15 protein-coding genes are annotated in these 16,127 nt (G+C 65.1%); 8 read left to right on the top strand and 7 right to left on the bottom strand.

The window, feature by feature from the left end; all coding sequences use genetic code 11:
- The first annotated feature begins 254 nt into the window (after nt 1-254).
- Nucleotides 255-1,889: an alkaline phosphatase family protein gene (locus tag BMI89_RS12370; protein WP_078571156.1), complete on the top strand. Its 1,635-nt coding sequence runs from the start codon at nt 255-257 to the stop codon at nt 1,887-1,889.
- A gap of 25 nt (nt 1,890-1,914) precedes the next feature.
- A complete protein-coding gene (locus BMI89_RS12365) occupies nt 1,915-3,273 on the top strand; it encodes a cytochrome c peroxidase (protein ID WP_210402157.1) in 1,359 nt (452 codons plus the stop codon).
- A 52-nt stretch (nt 3,274-3,325) separates the two neighbouring features.
- On the opposite strand, the gene BMI89_RS12360 is transcribed toward BMI89_RS12365, so the two are convergent.
- Entirely contained in the window at nt 3,326-3,922 is a 597-nt protein-coding gene (locus tag BMI89_RS12360) for a glutathione S-transferase family protein (RefSeq protein WP_078571154.1), read from the bottom strand.
- A gap of 172 nt (nt 3,923-4,094) precedes the next feature.
- On the opposite strand from BMI89_RS12360, the gene BMI89_RS12355 reads away from it, so the two are divergent.
- Nucleotides 4,095-5,330: an MFS transporter gene (locus tag BMI89_RS12355; RefSeq protein ID WP_078571153.1), complete on the top strand. Its 1,236-nt coding sequence runs from the start codon at nt 4,095-4,097 to the stop codon at nt 5,328-5,330.
- Here BMI89_RS12355 and BMI89_RS12350 read toward each other — a convergent pair.
- The gene (locus tag BMI89_RS12350; protein WP_078571319.1) at nt 5,318-6,169 is read right to left on the bottom strand and encodes an SDR family oxidoreductase; all 852 of its coding nucleotides are present in this window, start codon (nt 6,167-6,169) and stop codon (nt 5,318-5,320) included. The two genes, BMI89_RS12355 and BMI89_RS12350, sit on opposite strands and share 13 nt — an antisense overlap.
- Nucleotides 6,170-6,270: 101 nt before the next feature.
- On the opposite strand from BMI89_RS12350, the gene ade reads away from it, so the two are divergent.
- The 4 genes from ade to BMI89_RS12330 all read left to right on the top strand — a co-directional run bounded on the left by ade (nt 6,271) and on the right by BMI89_RS12330 (nt 10,927).
- Nucleotides 6,271-8,073, top strand: coding sequence for an adenine deaminase (gene ade / locus BMI89_RS12345; protein ID WP_078571152.1), 1,803 nt, complete (start codon nt 6,271-6,273; stop codon nt 8,071-8,073).
- Complete coding sequence (locus BMI89_RS12340) at nt 8,070-9,545, top strand: AMP nucleosidase (RefSeq protein WP_078571151.1); 1,476 nt, start codon at nt 8,070-8,072, stop codon at nt 9,543-9,545. Before ade ends, BMI89_RS12340 begins: the two co-directional genes overlap by 4 nt.
- A gap of 131 nt (nt 9,546-9,676) precedes the next feature.
- Nucleotides 9,677-9,964, top strand: a complete 288-nt coding sequence (locus tag BMI89_RS12335) for an HU family DNA-binding protein (protein ID WP_075776797.1) — start codon at nt 9,677-9,679, stop codon at nt 9,962-9,964.
- An 87-nt stretch (nt 9,965-10,051) separates the two neighbouring features.
- Nucleotides 10,052-10,927 (top strand): DMT family transporter, encoded by an 876-nt coding sequence (locus BMI89_RS12330; RefSeq protein WP_078542491.1) that lies wholly within the window; start codon nt 10,052-10,054, stop codon nt 10,925-10,927.
- Between the two features lie 33 nt (nt 10,928-10,960).
- Here the strand turns inward: BMI89_RS12330 and BMI89_RS12325 are convergent, their stop codons facing one another.
- The 3 genes from BMI89_RS12325 to dapD form a co-directional block, all read right to left on the bottom strand.
- Nucleotides 10,961-12,121: a lytic murein transglycosylase gene (locus BMI89_RS12325; RefSeq protein WP_246832026.1), complete on the bottom strand. Its 1,161-nt coding sequence runs from the start codon at nt 12,119-12,121 to the stop codon at nt 10,961-10,963.
- A gap of 198 nt (nt 12,122-12,319) precedes the next feature.
- Nucleotides 12,320-12,685, bottom strand: coding sequence for a hypothetical protein (locus BMI89_RS12320; RefSeq protein WP_078521582.1), 366 nt, complete (start codon nt 12,683-12,685; stop codon nt 12,320-12,322).
- Nucleotides 12,678-13,505, bottom strand: a complete 828-nt coding sequence (gene dapD, locus BMI89_RS12315; protein ID WP_078521584.1) for a 2,3,4,5-tetrahydropyridine-2,6-dicarboxylate N-succinyltransferase — start codon at nt 13,503-13,505, stop codon at nt 12,678-12,680. The genes BMI89_RS12320 and dapD overlap by 8 nt, the downstream gene beginning before the upstream one ends.
- An 81-nt stretch (nt 13,506-13,586) precedes the next feature.
- Here dapD and BMI89_RS12310 point away from each other — a divergent pair, with 81 nt between their 5' ends.
- On the top strand, nt 13,587-14,408 hold the full coding sequence (locus BMI89_RS12310) for an LOG family protein (RefSeq protein ID WP_078571149.1): 822 nt from the start codon (nt 13,587-13,589) through the stop codon (nt 14,406-14,408).
- Nucleotides 14,409-14,418: 10 nt separating this feature from the next.
- Here the strand turns inward: BMI89_RS12310 and BMI89_RS12305 are convergent, their stop codons facing one another.
- Together BMI89_RS12305 and BMI89_RS12300 are read right to left on the bottom strand one after the other, a co-directional pair.
- Complete coding sequence (locus tag BMI89_RS12305) at nt 14,419-15,129, bottom strand: gamma-glutamyl-gamma-aminobutyrate hydrolase family protein (RefSeq protein WP_078521588.1); 711 nt, start codon at nt 15,127-15,129, stop codon at nt 14,419-14,421.
- Nucleotides 15,126-16,085 (bottom strand): amidoligase family protein, encoded by a 960-nt coding sequence (locus BMI89_RS12300; protein WP_078571148.1) that lies wholly within the window; start codon nt 16,083-16,085, stop codon nt 15,126-15,128. The genes BMI89_RS12305 and BMI89_RS12300 overlap by 4 nt, the downstream gene beginning before the upstream one ends.
- Nucleotides 16,086-16,127 lie beyond the last annotated feature (42 nt).

The raw sequence follows: 16,127 nt of genomic DNA, 5'->3' as shown, positions 1-16,127 counted from the left end.
CCCCTCTTTCCGCATTGCTTGTCGCCCTCCGGCGACCGGGGGCAGCGCCCCCCTCACCCGTCGCGCATCGCCACCGCCCAGGCCGATCACCGAACGCTCACGCCGCATCCCATCCGCGTGCATCCGCGGGGGTCTCACCCAGTGGTGATGGTGCGTGAGCGGGACTGTCACCAAATTGCCAAACGCCGTTCCTAGCGAGATGCCACGCGCCCCGTAGCTCACGGGGAAGCTGCCATTTGAATGAGGGACTTTAGATGACCGACACGCTCCGCCTCACCGGCGCCGTCAGCGCACTCGCGCTGGCTTGCGCCGCCGCGACCGCCCAAGCGGGCACCACCACCGCCGCCGACACCCAGACCGCCACCCCGATCAAGCATCTCGTGGTGATCTTTCAGGAGAACGTCTCCTTCGACCACTACTTCGCGACCTATCCGAACGCCGCGAACCCCAAGGGCGAGCCGCAATTCACCGCCGCGAAGGACACCCCCAAGGCCAATACGCTCGCAAGCGCCGGTCTGCTGAAGAACAACCCCAACAAGACCAATGCCGCGAATGGCGCGAATGCCGCCGCCCCGTTCCGGCTCGACCGGACGCAGGCCGCAACTGCGGACCAGAACCACGGCTACACCGCCGAGCAGGCCGCGTTCCACGGCGGCAAGATGGATGCCTTCCCGGCCAATACCGGCAAGGGCACCAAGGGCGGCACGGGCGCTTTCGGCACCAAGGGGCAGGTGATGGGCTATTATGACGGCAACACCGTCACCGCGCTGTGGAACTACGCGCAGGCCTACGCGATGAACGACAACGCCTTCTCGAGCACCTTCGGCCCCTCGACGCCGGGCGCGATCAACCTCGTCTCGGGCCAGACCAATGGCGCGGTGCTGCCCAAGGGCTACAAGCTCGCGGCCGATGGCACCTATGACAAGGGTCGCGTGGTGCCCGACGGCAATGGCGGCTGGACGATGATCTCGGATCTCGACCCGACCGGCGATGTCTGCTCGAACCCGAAATACCCGACGACGCTGATGGGCGGCAAGAATATCGGCGATCTGCTGAACGCGAAGAACGTCACCTGGGGCTGGTTCGAGGGTGGCTTCGATCTGACCGCGGTGAACGGCAACGGCACTACCGGCTGCGACCGCTCGTCGCTCTCGCAGGTGACCGGCGAGACCTCGAAGGACTACATCCCCCACCACGAGCCCTTCCAGTATTACAAATCGACCCAGAACCTCGATCACACCCGGCCCGCCTCGGTCGATGCGATCGGCACCTCGGACGATGGCGGCGCGAACCACCAATATGACAGCAAGGATTTCTACGCAGCGCTGAAGAACGGAAACCTGCCGGCGGTGACGTTCCTCAAGGCGTCCGCCTATCAGGACGGTCATGCGGGCTATTCCGACCCGCTCGACGGGCAGGAATTCATCGTCAACGCGGTCAATGCGCTGCAGAAGTCGAAGGACTGGAAGGACACCGCGATCGTCGTGACCTATGACGACTCCGATGGCTGGTATGACCACGCGATGGCGGTGGTGAACGGCTCGAATATCCCGGTCGCGGGCTATGACGTGCTCAATGGCGGCAAATGCGCCAGCGACAAGACGCTGCCCGGTCTCGACGGCAAGCCGGCGCAGGGCCGCTGCGGCTACGGCACCCGCATCCCGATGCTGGTGATCTCGCCCTATGCGAAGAAGAACGCGGTGGATCACACGCTGGTCGATCAATCCTCGGTCACCAAGTTCATCGAGGATAACTGGCTGAACGGGCAGCGCATCGGTCAAGGCTCCTTCGACGCACAGGCGGGCAAGCTGAACGGCATGTTCGACTTCTCGAAAGCGGCCAATGGCAAGCTGATCCTCGACCCGGCCACCGGCACCCCGAAGGGCTGAGGCGATGAGATTGCCGAACCTACGATTGATCACTCCCAAGACGATCCGTTCGGCAGAGGGGGCCGCGAGCATCACGCTCGCGGCTTTCCTTTCGGCCGCCTCCGTCGGAGCGGCGTCCGATCCCGCGCCGGATGCAACCGCGCCCGGAGATGCCGATCTGAGCGCCGTGGCCGCGATCGGCAAGGCGCTGTTTTCCGACCCGAACCTGTCAGCCAGTGGCCAGATGAGCTGCGCGAGCTGCCACGACCCGAACAATCACTTCGCCCCCGCCAATGCCCGCGCGGTGCAGCTTGGCGGGCCGCATCTCGACCTGCCCGGGCTGCGCGCGGTTCCCTCGCTCACCTATAAGCGCCAGACGCCGCCCTTCACCTTCGGCGTGCTCGACCCGACCTCGGAGGCGGGCGAGGCCGCGCCGCTGGCGGTCGCACAGCAAGGGGCGGGCGCGAAAGAGACCGCAGGGCCGAGCGCCTCCACGCAGCCCGCGCCGCGAAAAACCGCCGGTGCGCCCCCTGCCGCGAGCCCGGTGCCGCGCGGCGGTCTGTTCTGGGATGGGCGCGCGGATACGCTGCAAGAGCAGGCGCTGGCCGTCCTCTTCACCCATTTCGAGATGGCAGAGCCCGACCGCGCAACCCTCGCCGCGACCCTGCGAGCGCGCTACGGCGACCGCTTCGCGCAGCTCTTCGGCGCTTCCGTGCGTGACGACGACAAGATGCTGATCGACGAAGCCGCCTTCGCTCTGTCGCGCTACCAGACCGAGGCGGTGGAGTTTCACCCCTATACCAGCAAATACGATGCCGTGCTAGCAGGCGAGGCGCAGCTGTCGCCCGCCGAGGCACGCGGGCGTGCGCTTTTCGACGATCCGAACAAAGGCAATTGCGCGGCCTGTCATCTCGACACACGGTTCGCTGACGGTCGCCCGCCGCAATTCACGGATTACGAATACGAGGCGCTCGGCGTGCCGCGCAACCCGGCGATCCCGGCCAATGCCGATCCGTATTATGTCGATCTCGGCCTGTGCGGCCCGCTGCGCCACGATGCGATTTCGACGCAGCCCGGCAATTGCGGGATGTTCAAGACCCCGAGCCTGCGCAACGTCGCGACCCGGCACGTCTTCTTTCACAATGGCGTCTATACGAGCCTGAAACAGGTGCTGCGCTTCTACGCCAAGCGCGACAGCGACCCGCGCGCGATCTATCCGACGCACGACGGTCAGGTGGCGCGGTTCGACGACCTGCCCGCCCGCTATCAGGGAAATATCGACCGCACCGATGCGCCGTTCGGACGGGCGCCCGGGGACGACGACGCGCTTACCGAGGCCGATCAGGCGGATATCATCGCCTTCCTGCAAACCCTCACCGACGGCTACTCGCCTTCAGATGAATGACTTGGGTCAAGGCTGATTGCCGGTGCGGAGTGGAGGCTCGCAGGCCGCCCCCTCACCCGTCGCGCATCGCCACCGCGCGTTTGTAGGCGGGCCGCGCCCGCATCCGGTCGTGATATTCGCTCAGCCGATGCTCGACGATCGGGAATTTCGCCATCAGCGCCCAGTCGAGGCAATGCGCCAGGATGATATCGGGCACGGTCATTTCATCGCCCATCACGAACTCTCCCTCGCCCATCCGATGGATCAGCGTGCGCTGCGACCGCTCGAACTCCCAGCGCAGCGAGTTCTTGATGCCCGACAGCCGCAATTCCTCGGGCAGGATGAAGCTGTGCCGCGCCGCGGTCCAGAGATTCGCGTCGAATTCATCGAGCAGGAATTGCGTCAGGCTGTCCTGCCGCGCGCGTTCCAGCGTGCCCGCCTCATGCGTGAATTTCCCATGAGCATCCGCGAGATAGGTGAGAATCGCCGTGGAATCGGTGATCGGCGTGCCGTCGATGACCAGCACCGGGACCTTGCCTGCCGGGTTGAAAGCGACGACATCGTCCGAGCGCGGCGCGGCCCGCACATGCTGATACTCCGCGCCCAGCTCTTCCAGCATCCACAGCACGCGCAGCGTCCGCGAGCCGACCGTTCCGATAACCGTATACATCCTGCCTCCCGTCGAAAGTCGCGACATTGGGCCACGGCTGCGGGGGAGGTTCAAGGGCAGCGCGCCATCATCTCCGCGCGATTGTGACCCGGACAAGCCCGCGATTGACGCGCTGCAGCATACATGTCGAAATGCGGCCCGCGCGGAAGGGAGATCCGCCGGGAGAAGTAAAATGACGCAAGCCAAACTGTTCACGCCGGTTCTGATCGGCGGTGCCGTGATCCTGATGCTGAGCTTCGCCATCCGGGCGAGCTTCGGCGTTTTCCAAATTCCGATCGCCAGCGAGTTCAACTGGCCACGCGCCGAATTCTCGCTCGCCATCGCGGTGCAGAACCTCGCCTGGGGGATCGGGCAGCCGATCTTCGGCGCGATTGCCGAGCGCTGGGGTGACCGGCTGGCGATCATCCTCGGCGCGCTGGTCTATGCGCTCGGTCTCGTGCTTTCGGCCTTCGCGGTGGAGCCGGGGCAGCATCAGCTTCTGGAAATCCTCGTGGGCTTCGGCATCGCGGGCACAGGCTTCGGCGTGATCCTTGCCGTGGTGGGCCGCGCGACCTCAGACGAGAACCGCTCGCTCGCGCTTGGCATCGCGACGGCGGCAGGCTCGGCCGGGCAGGTCTTCGGCGCCCCGATGGCGGAGCTTCTGCTGGGCCATTTCCCGTGGCAGACGGTCTTCGTGATTTTCGCCGCCGTGATCCTCGCCTCGCTGGCCTTCCTGCCGCTGATCCGCGCCCCCGAGCGCGCCAGCCGCGAAGAGCTGGCCGAGAGCATGGGCAGCGTCCTGATGCGCGCCTTCCGCGATCCGTCCTACACGCTGATCTTCCTCGGCTTCTTCTCCTGCGGCTATCAGCTGGGCTTCATAACCGCGCATTTCCCCGCGATGGTGACCGAGATGTGCGGCGCGGTGCCGCCCGGATCGCTGCTCGCCGGGATCGGGATCGAGACGACCTCGGCGCTTGGCGCGGCGGCGATCTCGGTAATCGGGCTGGCCAATATCGTGGGCACGATCTACGCGGGCTGGGCGGGCAAACGCTGGTCGAAGAAATACCTGCTGGCCGGGATTTACCTGCTGCGCACCTTCGTGGCCGGCGCCTTCATCCTGACGCCGATGACGCCCGCGACGGTGCTGATCTTCTCGCTCGCGATGGGGGCGCTGTGGCTGGCGACCGTGCCGCTGACCTCGGGGCTGGTCGCGCATATCTACGGGCTGCGCTACATGGGCACGCTCTACGGGATCGTCTTCTTCTCGCACCAGGTGGGCGCCTTCCTCGGCGTCTGGCTTGGCGGCAAGCTCTACGACATCTACGGCGATTACACGCTGGTCTGGTGGGTCGGCGTCGGCGTGGGCGCGTTCTCGGCCATCGTGCACCTGCCGGTGCGCGAAAAACGGGTGGAGCTTCAGCCCGCCTGACCGAGGAGCGCGCGCAGCCCTTCGCGGTAATCCGGGTAGCGGAGCGTGACGCCAAGGTCGCGTTTGATCTTGTCGTTCCGCACCCGCTTGCTCTCGGCATAGAAGCTGCGCGCCATCGGGCTCAGATCGGCCTCGTCGAACGGCACCTCGGGCGGTAGCGGCAGGTCGAGCAGCTCAGCGGCATAAGCGATCACGTCCTGCGGCGGGGCGGGATCGTCGTCGCAGACATTGTAGACCGCGCCCGGATCGGGATGCTCGATCGAGGCCAGCAGCACCTGCGCGATATCCTCGACATGGATGCGCGAGAAGACCTGCCCCTCCTTGACGATCCGCCGGGCTGTGCCCTGTCGCACCTTCTCGAAGGGCCCGCGCCCGGGGCCATAGATCCCCGCGAGCCGGAAGATATGCAGCGGCAGGTCATGGGCTGCGGCCAGCGCGCCCCAAGCCGCCTCGGCCTCCACCCGCGCCTGTCCGCGCTTGGTCGAGGGGGTCAGCGGCGTCGCCTCATCGACCCAGCCGCCCGCGTGATCGCCATAGACGCCGACCGTTGAAAGATAGCCGATCCACTCCAGATGCTGCGCTGCAGCAATTTCGGAATGCTGCGCAGCGAGAACCGGGTCTCCCTCGGGTCCCGGGGCCACGGAACTCAGCAAATGCGTCGCCTGATCGAGCGGCAGAGGCCCGCCTTCCCAGACCAGCGGCTCCACCCCTTCGCTGCGCAGCATTTCGGCCTTCTCGGCGCTGCGCGTGGTGCCGATCACGCGCCAACCCCGCGCCAGAAGAAGCGGTGCGAGCGCACGGGCCGAATAGCCATGTCCGATGGAAAGAAGCGTCGGCATCGCGGCCCCCTTTGCGTTTCTGTCATCCGTCATAGGTAGAGGCTGCGTGAAGGCATAACAACGTCTCTTGAACCTTCCCGCACGCAATGACAGGCTTGGACATGGAACAGAAGAACAAGATTAAATCCTGGCCCGAAGCCGCACCGCGATTGATTGCCGTGGCTGCCGGGCGCGAACCCGCCGACCTCGTGATCCGGGGTGGCAAATGGGTCAATGTCCACACGCGTGAGGTTCTCGAGGGCTACGATATTTCCGTGGCCGAGGGGCGATTTGCCGCCGTGGCCCCCGATCTGTCGGACAGTATCGGACCCGACACCGAAGTGATCGAGGCCGAGGGCCGCTACATGGTGCCGGGCCTGTGCGACGCGCATATGCATATCGAGAGCGGCATGCTCACGCCCGCCGAATTCGCCGCCGCCGTGATCCCGCATGGCACGACGAGCATGTTCACCGATCCACATGAGATCGCGAATGTGCTGGGCCTCGAGGGAGTGCGGATGATGCATGACGAGGCGCTGATGCAGCCCGTCAACATCTTCACCCAGATGCCCTCCTGCGCGCCCTCCGCGCCGGGGCTGGAGACCACCGGGTTCGAGATCACCCCCGAGGATGTGGCCGAGGCGATGACATGGCCCGGCATCATCGGTCTGGGCGAGATGATGAACTTCCCCGGCGTGATCAATGCCGACCCGAAGATGCTGGCCGAGATCGCCGCGACGCAGAACGCGCATAAGACCGTGGGCGGGCATTACGCCTCCCCCGATCTGGGCGCGCCGTTCCGCGCCTATGTCGCGGGCGGGCCAGCCGACGATCACGAGGGCACCTGCGAGGCTGACGCGATCGCACGGGTGCGCAACGGGATGCGCTCGATGATGCGGCTGGGCTCGGCTTGGTATGACGTGGAGACGCAGATCACCGCCGTCACCGAGAAGGGCCTCGACCCGCGCAACTTCATCCTCTGCACCGATGATTGCCATTCCGGCACGCTGGTGAATGACGGGCATATGAACCGCGTCTTCCGCCATGCGGTGGAGTGCGGGGCCGACCCTCTGGTCGCGCTGCAGATGTGCACGCTCAACACCGCGACGCATTTCGGGCTGGAGCGCGAGCTGGGCTCGATCACGCCGGGCCGCCGGGCCGATGTGATCCTGAGCTCGGATCTGGCGACCCTGCCTGTCGAGCAGGTCATCGCGCGGGGCAAGACGGTCGCGAAGGATGGCGAGCTACTGGTGGACTGCCCGCATTACGACTGGCCCGACAGCGCCCGCAACACGGTGCATCTGGGCAAGACCCTGACGGCTGCGGATTTCGAGATCGAGGCCCCTGAGGGGGCCAACACCGTCACCGCCCGCGTGATCGGCGTGGTCGAGAACCAGGCCCCGACCAAGGCGCTGACGGCAGAGCTGGACGTGACCGACGGGCTCGCCCAGCCCGACACCGCCAAGGACATCGCGCAGATTGCGCTGGTGGAGCGCCACCAAGGCACGGGCGGCGTCACCAACGGCTTCGTCTCGGGCTTCGGCTACAAGGGGCGCATGGCGATGGGCTCGACTGTGGCCCATGACAGCCACCACATGATCGTGGTCGGCACCGATCGCGAGATGATGGCCGCCTGCGCCAACGCGCTTGGCGAGATGGGCGGCGGGGTCTCGGTCTGGAAGGACGGGGAAGAGATCGCCGCCGTGCCGCTGCCGATCGCAGGGCTGATGTCGGACGACCCGGCACAAACGGTTGCCGCACGCGCCGCCAAGATGGTCGAGGCGATGGGCGCCTGCGGCTGCACTTTGAACAACGCTTACATGCAGCATTCGCTGCTCGCGCTCGTCGTCATTCCCGAGATCCGCATCTCGGATCTGGGCCTCGTCGACGTGACGCGTTTTGAACTGACGGATCTTTTTGAATGAATGAAACGCTAGACCTCATCACCCCCGACGCAGCCCCTGCGGAGAGCTTCACCGATGCCGCCGAGGCCGTCGCCCGGCTCGAGGCGCTCTATGACGAGGCGACCGCCTTCCTGCTCGAGAAATTCAACGAAACGCTCGAGAGCAAGACCGCGCGGAACCGCTTTCGCGCCTTCTACCCGGAGGTGCGCATCTCCGTTTCCTCGCATATCAAGGCTGATAGCCGCTTGAGCTTCGGCCATGTGGCGCTGCCGGGCACCTACACGGCGACGATCACGCGGCCCGACCTGTTCCGCAATTACCTGACGCAGCAGCTGGGCCTCCTGATCAAGAACCACAATATCCCGGTCACGATCGGCCCCTCCGACACCCCGATCCCGGTGCATTTCGCCGTGGCCGCGCATCCGGAAGTGACGGTGCCGCAGGAAGGCGTTCTCGACTTCTCGCTGCGGGACGTGTTCGACGTGCCTGACCTTGCGGGGATGAACGACGATATCGTCAACGGCATGGCCGGGCCAAACCCGGATGGCTCGGGCCACCTCGCGCCCTTCACCGCGCAGCGGGTGGATTACTCGCTGGCGCGCCTGTCGCATTACACCGCGACCAAGGCCGAGCATTTCCAGAACCACGTGCTGTTCACGAACTACCAGTTCTACGTGGATGAGTTCGAGGCCGTCGCGCGCCGCCTGCTGGGCGACAAGAACTCGGGCTATACGAGCTTCGTCGCGCCGGGCAATCAGGAGATCACCGACCCGCAGGATGAGATTCCGGGCCTCGCGAAGCTGCCGCAGATGCCCGCCTATCACCTCAAGCGTGCGGATGGCGGCGGGATCACGCTAGTCAATATCGGCGTCGGCCCGTCCAATGCGAAGACCGCGACGGACCACATCGCCGTGCTGCGCCCGCATGCCTGGCTGATGGTCGGTCACTGCGCGGGTCTGCGCAATTCGCAACAGCTTGGGGACTTCGTCCTCGCCCATGCCTATCTGCGCGAAGACCATGTGCTCGACGACGATCTGCCCGTCTGGGTACCGATCCCGGCGCTGGCCGAGATCCAGATCGCGCTGCAGGAAGCGGTGGCCGAAGTGACGAAACTGGAAGGCTACGAGTTGAAGCGGATCATGCGGACCGGCACCGTCGCCACCATCGACAACCGCAACTGGGAGTTGAGAGATCAATCCGGCCCGGTCCACCGCCTGAGCCAGTCGCGCGCGGTTGCGCTCGATATGGAAAGCGCCACGATCGCCGCGAACGGCTTCCGCTTCCGGGTGCCCTACGGCACGCTTCTATGCGTGTCCGACAAACCGCTGCATGGCGAGCTGAAGCTGCCGGGCATGGCGACCGAATTCTACCGCACGCAGGTGGCGAGCCATTTGCTGATCGGCATCCTCGCGATGGAGAAACTTCGCGAGATGCCTCTGGATCGGATTCACAGCAGGAAATTGCGTAGCTTCGAGGAAACAGCTTTTCTGTGACGTGGGAAAAACCCGCCCATTCTGGGAAAAGGGCTTGCCATGCTCAATAAAAACGTGTGGAACATGGCCCACCAACCGTGCAACGCGGACGAAATTGACCCTGGATTACCGGGGCGGAGAGAGGAACGAATATGTCGAAACCGATGACCAAGACCCAGCTGGTGGCAGCCCTCGCCGAGGCGATGGACGCCGACAAGAAGACGGCTTCGGCCGCACTCGACGCGATCACCGACGTCGTCACCAAAGAAGTGTCGAACGGCGGCGCCGTTACCCTGCCGGGCATTGGCAAAGTCTACTGCCGCGAGCGCCCCGAGCGCATGGTCCGCAACCCGGCCACCGGCGAGCAGATGCAGAAGCCGGCTGACAAGCAGGTCAAAGTGACCGTGGCGAAAGCGCTCAAGGACAGCGTGAACTCCTGATCGCAGGACTCTCTCAATCGAGGGACAGCCAATTTTTTAGGGCGCTCGCGAGCAATCGGGGCGCCCTTTTTCAGGCCCGGAGGAAAGATGGATCTGCGCGCGATCGGAATGGGGCTCGCCTTTGCCCTGATGTGGTCTTCGGCTTTCACATCCACGCATATCATCGTGGCAGAGGCTCCACCCCTTGCAGCCCTTGCCCTGCGCTTCGCGCTGTCCGGGGGGATAGGCATCGCGCTGGCGCTGGCCTTCGGCCAAAGCTGGCGGCTGAGCCGGGCGCAATGGCGCGCCACGATCATCTTCGGAATTTGCCAAAACGCGCTCTACCTAGGGTTTAACTGGGTCGCGATGACCACGGTCGAAGCCTCGGTCGCGGCGATCATCGCCTCGACCATGCCGCTGATCGTCGGCGCACTCGGCTGGATCGTCTTCCGCGACCGGATTCCCCCTCTCGGCATCGCCGGGCTGGTGGCAGGCTTCGCGGGCGTCGGCATCATCATGGGTGCGCGACTGCAGGGCGGGATCGACCCGTTCGGCCTGGGCCTCTGCGTCGCGGGCGCACTGGCGCTGGCGGTGGCGACGCTCACCGTACGCGGCGCGAGCGGCGGCGGTGGCGGCGTGCTGATGATCGTCGGCCTGCAGATGCTGGTGGGCGCGGTGAGCCTCGCCGTCGTCTCCGCCTTCACCGAGCATCTCTCTGTCGAGGTGACGCCGACACTGGCATTCGCCTTCACCTACACGGTGATCGTACCGGGGTTGATGGCGACTTGGGTCTGGTTCCGGTTGGTGGGCCGCATCGGCGCGGTGCGCGCGGCGACCTTCCACTTCCTGACGCCCGTCTTCGGCGTCGCGATCGCCTGGGCGGTGCTGGGCGAGCATGTCGACTGGCACGACGCGCTTGGCGTTCTGGTGATCGCAGGCGGCATTCTCGCGGTGCAGATCTCAAAGCAAGAGGCGCGGAGGTAACCCCCCGCGCCCCTGAACTTTACGCCTAGCAATTCACGAACCGCGCAGCACCTGCAGCAGCTCCAGCGTGGCATAGCCATCGGGCGGCAGACCGCGCGACTTCTGGAACGCCACGATCGCCTTCGACGTATTCGCGCCGATCTTGCCGTCCGTGCCGTCCGTATCGAAGCCGGCCGCGGTCAGCCGCTCCTGCAACTCGACCTTCTGCTTGGAACTGAGCGGCTTGCCCGTGCGGGGCCAATCCTGCACGAAGGGCCCCTTCCCTTTCAGGCGATCCGACAGGTGCCCCACGCCGATCACATAGCTGTCGGCGGAGTTGTAGCGCGAGATGGCGCGGAAGTTGCCGAAGATCATGAAGGCCGGGCCTTTCGCGCCCGCGGGCACGAGGATCGACGCCGAGCCGTAATTCGGCACCGTGCCGCCCGTGGCCGAGCGCACGCCAAGCGCCGCCCAGTCGGCAGGGCTCTTCTTCGTATCCTTGCCGGTGAGGCCGTAGTTGAAGCCAGAGGGCAGAATGACCTCGACGCCCCAGGGCTGCCCCTTCGACCAGCCCGAGCGCGCCAGATAGGCCGCCGTCGAGGCCAGCGCATCAGTCGGGTCTTCCGACCAGATATCACGCCGACCATCGCCGGTGAAATCGACAGCATAGGACAGGTAGGAGGTCGGGATGAACTGCGTGTGGCCCATCGCCCCGGCCCAAGAGCCGGTCATGTGCCGCTCGTCCACGTCGCCCGACTGAATGATCTTGAGCGCCGCGATCAGCTGCTTGGCGAAGAACTCGCCGCGCCGCCCGTCATAGGCAAGCGTCGCAAGCGCGGGGATGATCGCCGTCTTGCCACGATAAGCGCCGTAGCGGCTCTCCATACCCCAAATCGCGACGACGACCTCTTTGTCGACGCCGTATTTGCGCTCGATCGCGTTCAGCTGCCGGTCGTATTGCCGCAGCATCTGCTTGCCGGTTGCGACGCGCTCATCCGAAACCGCGCTATCGAGGTAATCCCAGATCGACTTGGTGAACTCCGATTGGTAGCGGTCGCGCTCGATCACCTTGGGATTGTAGCGCACATCGGCCATCGCGCGGTTCCAGGTGTATTCGGTGATGCCGTTGGCCAGCGCACGGGATTTGAAGCCCGCGAGGAAGGACTCGAAACGCGCTTCCGTCGCGGCGTCCGTCGGCGGGATCGGGTCCGCCACCGGCGCGCTGCCCCGCGCCAGCGGCCGGGGCGAGGATTCGGGAGGCCCCGCACAGGCCGAAAGCGCAGAAAATGCCATAAATGTCAGTGGGATGATCTTGCCGGGAATTGCCATGGTGCCTGCTCGCTGTTTTGCTCTTTGAACCAGTGTATCAACGGTTCGTGAGGTTTCAACGGGCGTCACATGACACTCTAAGGCTTACTGGAGCGGCTTCTTGTCGTTGCCGAAAAACGGCTCCATCTGAGCGATGATCACGGAGTTCTCGTCGAGCGCGCGTTGCATCAATTCACGTTCCGCATCGTCGATCTCATGGCCCTGTTTCTCGCGTTCCGCGAGCGTGCCGTAACCCGTGACGTCAAGCGGTGCCATCTCGGCCTGCTTGAGGATCGCCACGGTCTCGCGCACGGCCTCGGCCTCGTCCACGCCCGAGGCGTAGCACAGCAGCCCCGCCCCAGACGCGCCTTTCGGCAGACCGTCATTGGGCGAGCGACCAACCTCGACCAGCAGGGTAAAGACCTGCTGGCGCGAGGGTTTCTTCTTCGGCTTTTCCGGCTTCTCAGTCACGCAGCAGCTCGTTGATGCCGGTCTTCGACCGGGTTTGCGCATCGACGCGCTTCACGATCACCGCGCAATAGAGGTTGATGCCGTTCTTGGACGGCATCGAGCCCGACACGACAACCGAATAAGGCGGCACTTCGCCATACATCACGTCGCCGGTCTCGCGATCGACGATCTTGGTCGACTTGCCGATATAGACGCCCATGCCCAGCACCGAGCCTTCGCGGACGATGCAGCCTTCGACGACTTCCGAGCGCGCGCCAATGAAGCAGTTGTCCTCGATGATGGTCGGGCCGGCCTGCATCGGCTCCAGCACGCCGCCGATGCCGACGCCGCCCGAGAGGTGCACGCCCTTGCCGATCTGCGCGCAGCTGCCGACGGTGGCCCAAGTGTCGACCATCGTGCCCTCGTCGACATAGGCGCCGAGATTCACGAAGGAGGGCATCAGCACCACGCCCGGCGCGATATAGGCCGATTTGCGCACGATGCAGTTCGGCACGGCGCGGAAGCCACCGGCTTTCCACTCTTTGTCGCCCCAGCCTTTGAACTTGCTGTCGACCTTGTCCCACCAGTGGCCGCCCTGCGGGCCGCCATCCTGCTGCTCCATGTCCTTGAGGCGGAAGCCGAGCAGAACCGCTTTCTTGGCCCATTGGTTCACATGCCAGTCGCCGTTCTCGCGTTTCTCCGCAACACGCAGTTCGCCGCGATCCAGCGCGTTGAGCGTATCTTCGATGGCCTCGCGGGTCTCACCGCCGGTCGAGGGCGTGATGGTGTCGCGGGCTTCCCAAGCGGCTTCGATTGCAGTTTCGAGCGCGGCGTTCGACATGGGCAAATCCTCTTTCAGGTGGCCTTTACAGCGTTCACGCTATAGTTGGTCAAAGCGAAACGCGCAATGAGCAGGTGCCCCATGAAGGACGACACGACGCATTCGTTCCGCCACTCGCGGGACGACGCGCAGACCGCAAAGAACATTCCCGACACGCCACAGACCCGCGCGCCCGCCTATCGGCTGGCCTATACGGATGTGGATTTCATGCTGCGCGACGAGCTGCGCCCGGTACGGCTGCAGCTCGAATTGCTCAAGCCGCAGCTGATCATGGACGAGCGCGGCATCGAGTCGACCATCGTCATGTTCGGCGGCGCGCGCATCCCCGCGCCCGAGAACAAGGCCAACGCGAAGACCGAATACCTCGCGGAACTGTCGGGTTACTACGAAGAGGCCCGCATCTTCGCGCGCGAAATGACCGAACGCTCGATGCAGGAATACGGCCGGGAGAACGTGATCTGCACCGGCGGCGGCCCCGGCGTGATGGAGGCAGGCAATCGCGGCGCGCATGAGGCGGGCGGGCAGTCGATCGGCCTCAATATCGTGCTGCCGCATGAGCAGGCGCCGAACGAATACGTCACGCCCGATCTGACCTTCAACTTCCACTATTTCGCGATCCGGAAGATGCATTTCCTGATGCGCGCCCGTGCCGTGTGCGTCTTCCCCGGCGGCTTCGGCACGCTCGACGAGATGTTCGAGGCGCTGACCCTGATCCAGACGGGCCGGATGTCGAGAATTCCCTTCATCCTGTTCGGGCGGCAGTTCTGGGAAGAGATCATCAACTGGGATCGGCTGGCCGAGGCCGGGACGATCTCGCCCGAGGATCTCGATCTGGTCAGCTTCGTCGAGAGCGCCAAGGATGCGGTCGCGATCATCGACAATTGGAAATACGAGAACTGCTGAGGCGCGGCGCTCAGGCCTTCGCCTCGGCGCTGACCTCGGGCAGCTGCGCGCGGTGCTCATGGCTTGCGCGCGCTGCCGCCACCAGCGCCCGGAATAGCGCGCGCTGCCGGTGGGCATAGGTGAGGTATTCCGGGTGCCACTGAACGCCCAGCGCAAAAGGCTCCTCGACGCGCTCGACTGCCTGTACCATTCCCGACCCATCGCGCGCCGCGACCCGTAGCCCGTCGCCCAAGCGATCCACGGCCTGACTGTGCAGCGCGTTGACCCGCATCGGCGCGAGCCCCGCCAGCGCACCGAGCCGCGAGCCGGGTTCGACGCGCACATCCTTCTTCGGCAGAAGCGTCGTATGTTTATGCGCGTTGTAATGATCGTAAGCGTCCTGATGCAGATCGCCGCCCAGCGCGACATTGATCATCTGCGCGCCGCGGCAAATCCCCAGCACCGGCTTGCCCTGCGCCATCGCTTCCTCGACGAGGCATTTCTCCAGCTCGTCCCGCGCCGGGTCGAGCACCGCGCTCGCGATAAGATCGCCACCATAGAGTTCGGGTGAAATGTCATCGCCGCCGCCCACGATCACACCGTCGACATGCTGCACCTCGGCGCGTTTGCCCGCGACCCAGCGGACCGAGCGCCCGCCCGCCAGCCAGACGCCGAAGGCGATGAACGGGTAGACCCGCCACCCGGTGCGACGCGATGTCGATATGCCGATCAGGGGCTTCATCTATGCCCGGCAAGCCTCAGAATTTTCTCGCAGGTCTCGACCCATTTCCCACCCAGCAGATGGAATTCGGTCTTCGCCGTCAACCATTCGCGGCACATCAGGCCCAACAGCTCGGGCTCCGCCGCGAGCGTCTCCACGAACCACCAGCGCCGCCACTCGCTGTCGAGCGACCAGGTCTCATCGTCGATGCGGCAATCGGGCAGACGGAAATGGAAGGCGGGACGCGGTGAAACGGTGCCCCCCTTCCCTTCCTCCGGTGCAATCAGATCGGGCCGTAGCTCGCAGAAGATCGGCAGCATATCGAGCCCGTGGTTCCGCGACAGCGTGTGCCTGCGATAGGTGACGATCACCTCGTCGAGCGCGGCATCGGGGCCAAGCCGCGCCAGATCCTCGATCAGCTTCTTCGGATAAGGCGCAGTGAAAGGCAGCACTTCGCGCGTTCTCTCGATCGGCCATGTCTCGCGCATCCACTCCTCGATCAGCGCGAAGGCCAGAAGCGGACGAACGATATCCTCGGCCTTGCGCGACGCAATCTCGGGGTTGAGATGAAGGCCGAACCCATAGAGCAGAGATCGCCCCGTGCCTTGCGCGCCTTCGCTGCGCAGCAATTCAATGAAATCTGAGAGTTGCAGAAGGCCTTCGCGGTCCAGCGGCTCGGTCACGATCTCGACCGGAATGACCTCGCGGCCGATGCGCAGACCAAGCTCCTTGAGCGCACCGTCGGCTTGCTTGCGCACCGAGATGTCGAGATAAACCTGCAAATCGCCGAGCTTCGTACCGGTGACCTCCCAGTCCTGACCGTCGCTACGCCGCGCCTCGCCCCCCAGAGCCTGCGCGGCGATTTGCGCGATGCGCGCCTCGGTCAGCCCGGCAAACTCGATCTCCACGCCAGTGCGGCGCGGCTTTCCCTCGGCATTACAGGGCTTTGGCAGCGGGGCGATGGCCTCTCGCGTCATGACGTCTCCGGTTACTTCCCACACGCAGCGTCAATGCAGAAG

Origin of the sequence: Thioclava sp. F36-7 (assembly GCF_002020075.1) — a bacterium.
Lineage (GTDB): Bacteria > Pseudomonadota > Alphaproteobacteria > Rhodobacterales > Rhodobacteraceae > Thioclava > Thioclava sediminum.
This window is presented reverse-complemented; position numbering and strand designations above follow the sequence as displayed.